Raw genomic sequence first — 8,125 nt, 5'->3', positions numbered from 1 at the left:
CCCTTCCCGGGGCCGCCCCTCGCCTGCCTCTCGTTTCGAAAGACCCTCGCCGCATGCCGCGAGCAGCGCCGAATATGCTGGCCCGCATGACGACAGAGCAGCCGGAGCAGCAGATCGGAGTCGGGACGCCTGACGCGTTCCAGCGACTGTGGACGCCCCATCGGATGGCGTACATCCAGGGCGAGAACAAGCCCACGGGTCCCGGTTCCGGGGACGGCTGCCCGTTCTGCTCGATCCCCTCCAAGAGCGACGAGGACGGCCTGGTCATCGCCCGTGGGGAGCGCGTCTACGCCGTGCTCAACCTCTACCCGTACAACGGCGGGCACCTGATGATCGTCCCGTTCCGCCACGTCGCCGACTACACGGACCTGGACGACGCCGAGACCGCCGAGCTCGCCAAGCTGACCAAGCAGGCGATGACCGCGCTGCGCGCGGCGTCCGGCGCGCACGGGTTCAACATCGGCCTGAACCAGGGCTCCGCGGCGGGCGCCGGCATCGCCGCCCATCTGCATCAGCACATCGTGCCCCGCTGGGGCGGCGACACCAACTTCATGCCGGTCATCGGCAACACCAAGGTGCTGCCCCAACTGCTCGGCGACACCCGCAGGATGCTCGCCGAGCACTGGCCGAAGGGCTGACGCTCACGCGTCGTAGACGTCCGCCTTGCCGGGTGTCGGGTCCTGGACGAAGCCGCTGACGACGGTGGCGCGGTTGCCGAACTTCGAGGTGTCGACGCCGTTGTCCTCGAGGACCTTCAGCGCGGCTGTGTGCGCCACACGCAGCACGGGTGCGGCGGCGCGCATCGCGTCGTCGGCCATGAACCGGTGGCGCCACGGCTTCTCGGCCCAGGCGTGCCGCAGGCCGAAGGGCTCGGGCAGCACCAGTTTGCCGCCGAGGAAGTCGAGCAGCGGCGGGTACCAGGTGAAGGGGGCCCGCACGGCGAGGCGGACGACCTCCTTGGCGTCCACGAGGGGCAGGACCCGGTCCACGGTCTCCCAGAACCGGACGGTCTTGCTGACGGTGACCGTCTTGGGCTCCGGCTTCGTGGTGAACAGGGAGTGCACGGGGCCGAGCGCGTGGCCGGTGACCTCGACACGCAGCGTCTCGTGGAGCACGGTGACGGTGATCAGCATGGTGATGACCAGCTGGCCGTCCCAGAGGGTGAACTGCACGCCCAGGTAGTGGCGGTTGCCGCTGCCGAACTGCTGGTGGTTGCAGATGCGCTGTATCTCGTGGCCCTTGATCTGGAAGGTCTCGACCTCCTGGCCCTCCGGCCGGGCGACGGCCGAGGCGTTCTCGCCGACGGGGGAGACGATCCAGTGCTTGACCGAGGGGGGCGGGAAGCCGCCGGAGTTCAGCGGGCCGCGTTCCAGGAGCTTGAGCTTGTCGTGGATGGCCCGTATGACGTCCCAGCTGCGGAACTGGTTGATCTCCTTGGCGGGGTCGTGGGAGACGAGCTCCTCCGCCATCTGCCAGCTGCCCCAGCGGGTCCCCATGCCGAGTATGCCCTTGGGGCCGGCGTAGAAGACGACATTGGACTGCTGCTCGGCGGTGAGCTTCTCCAGCCCCTGGCGGAGCTGTTCGCGGGCCGCGTCGCCGGGGTTCCCCGGTACCGCCTCCGGCACCTTGGCGCCGATGCCGCCGCCGGAGAGGAGGGCGTCCCAGCGGGCGCGCATGTCCTTGGCGGACGACTCGCAGATGCGTTTGGCGAGGAACCAGCCGAGGACCGGTGCGACGAGCATCGCGCGGATGTAGTACGCCCAGAAGCCGCCGAACGGAAGCCGGACGAGGAAGATCACGGCGAGGATGCCGATCGCCGCCAGCAGCAGGCTGCCGAGGGCGCCGGCGCGCTTGTTCTGTGAGCCGGCGAGGGTACGGCGCAGCTGGAATACGCCCAGCCACAGGAGGAGGCCGGGCAGGAAGAGCAGTCCGCACACGGCCATCACGGCGGTGAGTCTGCTGTCGCGTTCGCGGCGCAGCCGGTTGGCGGCCAGGCAGTGTTCGACGACGGACTGGGGTTCGGTGCCGAAGGACTGGATGAGGGCCTTGCGGGCGCCGCCGAGCATCCGGACCTGGACGGCCCGGGAGAAGGCTTCTCCGAGGTTGGGTTCGAAGAGCGAGATCTTTCCCGGTGTCACCTCGGACTTGTGCCACTCGCTGTTGGCTTTGAGGATCTCCTTGAGCTCTGTGTCCCGGTAGGCGGCCGATGCGAGGGCGTGCGTCGCCGCGGTCTGTCCGGCCGCCCCCATGAGCGGGACCTGCGCCCCGGGCGTGAAATCGAATACGTCGTTGGCCACTACCGCCCCCATCGCCGCGTGTTTCCGCACTGCGGCCTGTTCCCAACTACCGTGCCCCGCACACCTTCTGAGCTGGGCAGCCCAGTCGGTGCGGTCAGCCTATCGAGGCTGCGGCCCTCGGTTAAGGGCGCGTTCGGCCGTCCGCCCGCCCCGGCGGCCGAAGCCGGCCGTGGGCGGGCGGCGGGGTGAAGAGGCGGGCCGTCAGGCGCCGTTCGTCTGTTCGCGCACCTTGTCGGCGACCTGCTGGGGCATTGGTTCGTGCCGGGCGTAGCGGCGGCTGAACCGGCCGGTGCCGTGGGAGATGGAGCGGAGGTCCACGGCGTATCTGCCGATCTCCAGTTCCGGCACCTCCGCGCGAACGAGGGTGCGGGAGCCGGGCGTCTGCTCCGTGCCGATGACTCTGCCGCGGCGGCCGGACAGGTCGCTCATCACTGGTCCGACATATTCGTCGGAGACGAGGACCTGTAGTTCGGCGACCGGTTCGAGCAGGTTGATACGGGTGTCCGCGGCGGCCTCGCGCAGGGCGAGGGCTCCGGCCGTCTGGAAGGCGGCGTCGGAGGAGTCGACGGAGTGCGCCTTGCCGTCGCGCAGGGTGACCCGCACGTCGACCAGGGGGTAGCCGGCGGCGACGCCGCGGGCGGCCTGGGCGCGTACGCCCTTCTCCACGGAGGGGATGAACTGGCGCGGTACCGCGCCGCCGACGACCTTGTCGACGAACTCGATCCCGGAGCCCGGGGGCAGCGGATCGACGTCGATCTCGCAGATCGCGTACTGGCCGTGTCCGCCCGACTGCTTGACGTGGCGGCCCCGGCCGGCAGAGCTGTCGCTGAACGTCTCCTTGAGCGACACCTTGTACGCCACGGTGTCGACCTGCACGCCGTAGCGGTTGCGGAGCCGTTCCAGGGCGACATCGGCGTGCGCCTCGCCGAGGCACCACAGGACGACCTGGTGGGTGTCCTGGTTCTGCTCGAGCCGCATCGTCGGATCCTCCGCGACGAGGCGGGACAGCCCCTGGGAGAGCTTGTCCTCGTCCGCCTTGCTGTGGGCCTGGATGGCCAGCGGGAGCAGCGGGTCGGGCATGGCCCACGGCTCCATCAGGAGCGGCCGCTCCTTGGCGGAGAGCGTGTCGCCGGTCTCCGCCCGGGACAGTTTCGCGACGCAGGCCATGTCCCCGGCGATGGCGTGGGGGAGGGGGCGCTGCTGTTTGCCGAAGGGGGCGGACAGGGCGCCGACCCGTTCGTCGACGTCGTGGTCCTCGTGGCCCCGGTCGGCGAGCCCGTGCCCCGACACGTGGACCGTGTCGTCGGGCCGCAGCGTGCCGGAGAAGACACGGACCAGCGATATCCGGCCCACGTAGGGGTCGGACGCGGTCTTGACGACCTCGGCGACGAGCGGGCCGTTCGGATCGCAGGTGATCCGCGGGCCCGGTGCGCCGTCGGGGGTGGTGACCACCGGCGGTTCGGGTTCGAGAGGTGTGGGGAAGCCGGCGGTGATCAGATCGAGCAGTTCGACGGTGCCGAGGCCCTGCTTGGCGCCGTTCCCTGCGGGCGCGGCGGCGAGGACCGGATGGAACGTGCCGCGCGCGACGGCCTTCTCCAGGTCGTCGATGAGCGTCTTGAGGTCGATCTCCTCGCCGCCGAGATAGCGGTCCATGAGGGTCTCGTCCTCGCTCTCGGCGATGATCCCTTCGATCAGGCGGCCGCGGGCCTCCTCGATCAACGGCGTCTGTTCGGCGTCCGGCGGGTTCTCCTTCCGCTCGCCGGACGAGTAGTCGAAGATCTTCTGGGTGAGCAGGCCGACCAGGCCGGTGACGGGCGCGTGCCCGTCCGCGTGCTGCGGTCCGTACTGCGGCAGGTACAGCGGCAGCACGGCGTCCGGGTCGTCGCCGCCGAAGATGCCGGCGCAGACGGCGGTGAGCTCGTCGAAGCCGGTGCGCGCGGTCTCCAGGTGTGTCACGACGATCGCGCGTGGCATGCCGACCGCGGCGCACTCCTCCCAGACCATGCGGGTCGCGCCGGCCACGGCCTCCGCCTCCTGCGCGGCGGAGACGACGAACAGGGCCGCGTCCGCGGCCCGCAGACCGGCCCGCAGCTCGCCGACGAAGTCGGCGTATCCGGGGGTGTCCAGCAGGTTGATCTTGCACCCGCCCCATTCGAGGGGGACGAGCGAGAGCTGTACGGAGCGTTGCTGGCGGTGCTCGATCTCGTCGTGGTCGGAGACGGTCGTACCGTCCTCGACCCGGCCGGCCCGGTTGACCGCTCCCGCGGTCTGAGCCAGTGCCTCCACGAGGGTCGTCTTGCCTGATCCGCTGTGGCCGACCAGCACCACATTCCGTACGGATGCGGGGCGGTCGGCCGTTACTGCTCTGCCGGCGGCCCCGGGGTGGTGTGCATGCGCCTTGTCGCCCATGATCTTGCCTCCCGATCGATTCACGGCTCGATTGCACGGCGAGGGAAGGAAGCCGCGGGCGGCGGGGGAGCCATGAAGGCGTCCCGAAGGGCGTCCGGGGCAGCTCCGGCGTTGCCCGCGGTGGTCTTTCGAGCTTTCCACTCCCGTCACTGTGCGTCCATACGTCGGACGCCGCCTCCCGGGACGGGTGCGCGGCGCTGCGCCCGTACGGTCCTGGCTACGATGGGCCAGCCGGTGGCCGTAGGGGCCACGCGGCCCACCGAACCCTCGGGAAGGCCATGCTGAACAAGTACGCGCGTGCATTCTTCACGCGTGTCCTCACACCGTTCGCCGCGTTTCTGCTCCGCCGCGGGGTCAGCCCCGACGCGGTGACTCTCATCGGCACGGCCGGAGTGATGGCGGGAGCACTGGTCTTCTTCCCCCGCGGAGAATTCTTCTGGGGCACGATCGTCATCACGCTGTTCGTCTTCTCCGACCTGGTCGACGGCAACATGGCGCGCCAGGCGGGGATTTCGAGCAGGTGGGGCGCCTTCCTCGACTCGACGCTGGACCGGGTCGCCGACGGGGCGATCTTCGGCGGCTTCGCGCTCTGGTACGCCGGCAGCGGCGACGACAACGTGCTGTGCGCGGTGGCCATCTTCTGCCTCGCCAGCGGCCAGGTCGTCTCGTACACCAAGGCACGCGGAGAATCGATCGGCCTCCCGGTGGCCGTCAACGGGCTCGTGGAGCGGGCGGAGCGGCTCGTGATCTCGCTGGTCGCGGCGGGTCTCGCGGGCCTGCACGGCTTCGGCGTCCCCGGTATCGACATCCTGCTGCCGATCGCGCTGTGGATCGTCGCCGTGGGCAGTCTCGTGACGCTCGGTCAGCGGGTCGTGACCGTGCGGCGCGAGTCGGCGGAGGCCGACGCCGCGGCGGCGCAGGGAAGCGGGGCGGAGGCGTCATGATGCGGGACAAACTGACGGACGCCCTCTACGGGCTCGGCTGGAGCGCCGTCAAGAAGATGCCGGAGCCGATGGCCGCCCGCCTCGGCCGCACCATCGCGGACACCGCCTGGAAGCGGCGCGGCAAGGGCGTGCTGCGGCTCGAGGCCAACCTCGCCAGGGTCGTGCCCGACGCCACCCCCGAGCGGCTCATGGAGCTGTCCAAGGCCGGCATGCGCTCGTACATGCGCTACTGGATGGAATCGTTCCGTCTGCCGACCTGGAGCAAGGAACGCGTCGCACGCAGCGTCGAGATCCAGGACGTGCACCACCTGACCGACGGCCTCGCCTCCGGACGGGGCGTGATCCTCGCCCTGCCGCACCTGGCCAACTGGGACCTCGCCGGGGTATGGGTGACCAGGGCCCTCGGGGTGCCCTTCACCACCGTCGCCGAACGGCTGCGGCCCGAGTCGCTGTACGACCGGTTCGTCGCCTACCGCGAGAGCCTCGGCATGGAGGTTCTTCCCCACTCGGGCGGCGCGGCCTTCGGCACCCTCGCGCGCCGGCTGCGCGCCGGCGGCCTCGTCTGCCTCGTCGCGGACCGCGACCTGTCCGCATCCGGGGTCGAGGTCAAGTACTTCGGTGAGACGGCACGCATGCCGGCCGGACCGGCGCTGCTCGCGCAGCAGACCGGGGCCCTGCTGCTGCCCGTGACCCTCTGGTACGGCGAGGAGCCCGTCATGCACGGGCGGGTCCACGCTGCCGTCGACGTACCGGAGACAGGTACGCGCGCCGAGAAGACGTCCTCCATGACACAGGCGCTGGCCGATGCCTACGCCACCGGCATTGCCGAACACCCGGAGGACTGGCACATGTTGCAACGGCTGTGGCTCGCGGACCTCGAGGAGCGCCGGGCGTGAAGATCGGCATCGTCTGCCCGTACTCGTGGGACGTACCCGGCGGTGTGCAGTTCCACATCCGCGACCTCGCCGAGCATCTGATCCGGCTCGGCCACGACGTGTCCGTGCTCGCCCCCGCCGACGACGAGACCCCGCTGCCGCCGTACGTCGTCTCGGCCGGGCGGGCCGTTCCCGTCCCGTACAACGGCTCCGTGGCACGGCTGAACTTCGGCTTCCTCTCCGCGGCCCGGGTACGGCGCTGGCTGCACGACGGCACCTTCGACGTGATCCACATCCACGAGCCCGCGTCACCCTCGCTGGGGCTGCTCTCGTGCTGGGCGGCCCAAGGCCCCATCGTGGCCACGTTCCACACCTCGAACCCGCGCTCCCGCGCCATGATCGCCGCGTATCCGATCCTCCAGCCGGCGCTGGAGAAGATCAGCGCGCGCATCGCCGTCAGCGAGTACGCGCGGAGGACGCTCGTCGAGCACCTCGGCGGCGACGCCGTCGTCATCCCCAACGGCGTCGACGTCGGCTTCTTCGAGAAGGCCGAGCCGAAGAAGGAATGGCAGGGGAACACGATCGGCTTCATCGGCCGCATCGACGAACCCCGCAAGGGCCTGCCGGTCCTGATGAAGGCCCTCCCCACGATCCTGGAACAGTGCCCCGGCACACGGCTGTTGGTCGCCGGACGCGGCGACGAGGAAGAGGCCGTCGCGACCCTGCCGGCCGCCATGCGCTCCCAGGTCGAGTTCCTCGGCATGGTCAGCGACGAGGACAAGGCGCGACTGCTGCGCAGCGTCGACGTGTACGTGGCGCCCAACACCGGCGGCGAGAGCTTCGGGATCATCCTCGTCGAGGCGATGTCGGCGGGCGCGCCGGTGCTCGCCGCCGACCTCGACGCGTTCGCCCAGGTACTCGACCAGGGCGCCGCCGGCCGGCTCTTCGCCAACGAGGACGCGGACGCGCTGGCCGCCGCGGCGGTCGCGCTGCTGCGCGACCCCGAGGGGCGGGCGGAACTCCGGGAGCGGGGCAGCGCGCACGTGCGGCGGTTCGACTGGTCGACCGTCGGCGCGGACATCCTCGCGGTGTACGAGACCGTGACGGACGGGGCGGCGTCGGTGGCGACGGACGAACGCACGGGGCTTCGGGCACGCTTCGGGCTGGCGGCCCGCGACTGATCGCCCCGCGCGGCGTCGGGGTCCCGGGCATGGCCCGGTCCCGGTTCGTGTTTGCCCCTGCTGGCTTGGCTTCCGGCCGGGTGGGTGTTGTGGCTGTGCGGGGTTGCTTGGTGGCTGCGCGTTGCGCCGCTGTGGGGCGGATCCGGGACGGGGTCGGTCGTGAGTGTGGCGGTCCCGGTTCGCGCGGTCCGTGCGGGTGTGTTGCGCCCTTGCGGGGCGTGGCCCCGGTGCGGTGTGTTGCCCTCTGCGGGGCGTGGCCCGGCGCCTGTTGCGTTGCCCCGTGCGGGGCGTGGCGGTTCCGGTGGTGGGTGCCGCCTTGGCGGGCGTGGCCCGGCTTCGTTGCGCGTCGCCCTGCGGGGCGTGGCCCGGTGCGGGGTGCGTTGCGCCCCTTGCGGGGCGGGGCTGCGCGGGTGGGTGGT

General features: G+C 71.0%; 6 protein-coding genes. 4 read left to right on the top strand and 2 right to left on the bottom strand.

Features of this window, described 5'->3' with window-relative positions:
• The first annotated feature begins 74 nt into the window (after nucleotides 1–74).
• Nucleotides 75–638 (top strand): HIT domain-containing protein, encoded by a 564-nt coding sequence (locus tag ACWGH4_RS25820; RefSeq protein ID WP_441265419.1) that lies wholly within the window; start codon nucleotides 75–77, stop codon nucleotides 636–638.
• A 3-nt stretch (nucleotides 639–641) separates the two neighbouring features.
• Here the strand turns inward: ACWGH4_RS25820 and ACWGH4_RS25815 are convergent, their stop codons facing one another.
• On the bottom strand, nucleotides 642–2,297 hold the full coding sequence (locus tag ACWGH4_RS25815; protein ID WP_453465163.1) for a hypothetical protein: 1,656 nt from the start codon (nucleotides 2,295–2,297) through the stop codon (nucleotides 642–644).
• A 201-nt stretch (nucleotides 2,298–2,498) separates the two neighbouring features.
• Nucleotides 2,499–4,706 carry an elongation factor G-like protein EF-G2 gene (locus tag ACWGH4_RS25810; protein WP_453465169.1) on the bottom strand — a complete coding sequence of 736 codons (2,208 nt, stop codon included), beginning with the start codon at nucleotides 4,704–4,706 and terminating at the stop codon, nucleotides 2,499–2,501.
• Between the two features lie 278 nt (nucleotides 4,707–4,984).
• Here ACWGH4_RS25810 and pgsA point away from each other — a divergent pair, with 278 nt between their 5' ends.
• Genes pgsA through ACWGH4_RS25795 form a run of 3 tightly spaced genes read left to right on the top strand, consistent with a single transcriptional unit; the run spans nucleotide 4,985 to nucleotide 7,706 of the window.
• The gene (pgsA, locus tag ACWGH4_RS25805) at nucleotides 4,985–5,650 is read left to right on the top strand and encodes a phosphatidylinositol phosphate synthase (RefSeq protein WP_441265310.1); all 666 of its coding nucleotides are present in this window, start codon (nucleotides 4,985–4,987) and stop codon (nucleotides 5,648–5,650) included.
• Complete coding sequence (locus ACWGH4_RS25800) at nucleotides 5,650–6,546, top strand: phosphatidylinositol mannoside acyltransferase (protein WP_453465166.1); 897 nt, start codon at nucleotides 5,650–5,652, stop codon at nucleotides 6,544–6,546. Before pgsA ends, ACWGH4_RS25800 begins: the two co-directional genes overlap by 1 nt.
• Nucleotides 6,543–7,706 (top strand): glycosyltransferase family 4 protein, encoded by a 1,164-nt coding sequence (locus tag ACWGH4_RS25795; protein ID WP_453465159.1) that lies wholly within the window; start codon nucleotides 6,543–6,545, stop codon nucleotides 7,704–7,706. Before ACWGH4_RS25800 ends, ACWGH4_RS25795 begins: the two co-directional genes overlap by 4 nt.
• The last annotated feature ends 419 nt before the right edge of the window (nucleotides 7,707–8,125 follow it).

This window comes from Streptomyces sp. NPDC054847 (assembly GCF_053610925.1).
This window is presented reverse-complemented; position numbering and strand designations above follow the sequence as displayed.